General features: G+C 56.6%; 1 rRNA gene. It reads right to left on the bottom strand.

Annotated features, from left to right (window positions below):
- Positions 1–51 precede the first annotated feature (51 nt).
- Positions 52–1,878: ribosomal RNA gene (locus tag ACIBCJ_RS35560) — 23S ribosomal RNA — on the bottom strand; the annotation flags it as partial.

Genomic DNA, 1,878 nt, shown 5'->3' with positions numbered 1-1,878 from the left:
AACGTGGGGTTGTTCGTGGTTTCAGAACCAACACAGTGGACGCGAGCAACTGAGGACAAGCCCTCGGCCTATTAGTACCAGTCAGCTTCACCCGTTACCGGGCTTCCACATCTGGCCTATCAACCCAGTCGTCTACTGGGAGCCTTACCCTCTCAAGGAGGTGGGAATACTCATCTCGAAGCAGGCTTCCCGCTTAGATGCTTTCAGCGGTTATCCCTCCCGAACGTAGCCAACCAGCCATGCCCTTGGCAGAACAACTGGCACACCAGAGGTTCGTCCGTCCCGGTCCTCTCGTACTAGGGACAGCCCTTCTCAATATTCCTACGCGCACAGCGGATAGGGACCGAACTGTCTCACGACGTTCTAAACCCAGCTCGCGTACCGCTTTAATGGGCGAACAGCCCAACCCTTGGGACCGACTCCAGCCCCAGGATGCGACGAGCCGACATCGAGGTGCCAAACCATCCCGTCGATATGGACTCTTGGGGAAGATCAGCCTGTTATCCCCGGGGTACCTTTTATCCGTTGAGCGACGGCGCTTCCACAAGCCACCGCCGGATCACTAGTCCCGACTTTCGTCCCTGCTCGACCCGTCGGTCTCACAGTCAAGCTCCCTTGTGCACTTACACTCAACACCTGATTGCCAACCAGGCTGAGGGAACCTTTGGGCGCCTCCGTTACTCTTTAGGAGGCAACCGCCCCAGTTAAACTACCCATCAGACACTGTCCCTGATCCGGATCACGGACCCAGGTTAGACATCCAGCACGACCAGACTGGTATTTCAACGACGACTCCACCCACACTGGCGTGCGAGCTTCAAAGTCTCCCAGCTATCCTACACAAGCCGAACCGAACACCAATATCAAACTGTAGTAAAGGTCCCGGGGTCTTTCCGTCCTGCTGCGCGAAACGAGCATCTTTACTCGTAGTGCAATTTCACCGGGCCTATGGTTGAGACAGTCGAGAAGTCGTTACGCCATTCGTGCAGGTCGGAACTTACCCGACAAGGAATTTCGCTACCTTAGGATGGTTATAGTTACCACCGCCGTTTACTGGCGCTTAAGTTCTCAGCTTCGCCCCACCGAAATGGAGCTAACCGGTCCCCTTAACGTTCCAGCACCGGGCAGGCGTCAGTCCGTATACATCGCCTTACGGCTTCGCACGGACCTGTGTTTTTAGTAAACAGTCGCTTCTCGCTGGTCTCTGCGGCCACCCCCAGCTCAGACCGTAAAGATCATCACCAGGTGTGGCCCCCCTTCTCCCGAAGTTACGGGGGCATTTTGCCGAGTTCCTTAACCATAGTTCACCCGAACGCCTCGGTATTCTCTACCTGACCACCTGAGTCGGTTTAGGGTACGGGCCGCCATGAAACTCGCTAGAGGCTTTTCTCGACAGCATAGGATCATCCACTTCACCACAATCGGCTCGGCATCAGGTCTCAGCCTTGAAGAGCGGCGGATTTACCTACCACTCGGCCTACACCCTTACCCCGGGACAACCACCGCCCGGGATGGACTACCTTCCTGCGTCACCCCATCACTCACCTACTACAGGTCTGGACCGTCGGCTCCACCACTCCCCCTCACTCCGAAGAGATCAGGGGCGGCTTCACGGACTTAGCATCGCCTGGTTCGATGTTTGACGCTTCACAGCGGGTACCGGAATATCAACCGGTTATCCATCGACTACGCCTGTCGGCCTCGCCTTAGGTCCCGACTTACCCTGGGCAGATCAGCTTGACCCAGGAACCCTTAGTCAATCGGCGCAAACGTTTCTCACGTTTGTATCGCTACTCATGCCTGCATTCTCACTCGTGAACCGTCCACAACTCGCTTCCGCGGCTGCTTCACCCGGCACACGACGCTCCCCTACCCATC

The organism is Streptomyces sp. NPDC051136 (assembly GCF_044455745.1).
Classification (GTDB): Bacteria; Actinomycetota; Actinomycetes; order Streptomycetales; family Streptomycetaceae; genus Streptomyces.
This window is presented reverse-complemented; position numbering and strand designations above follow the sequence as displayed.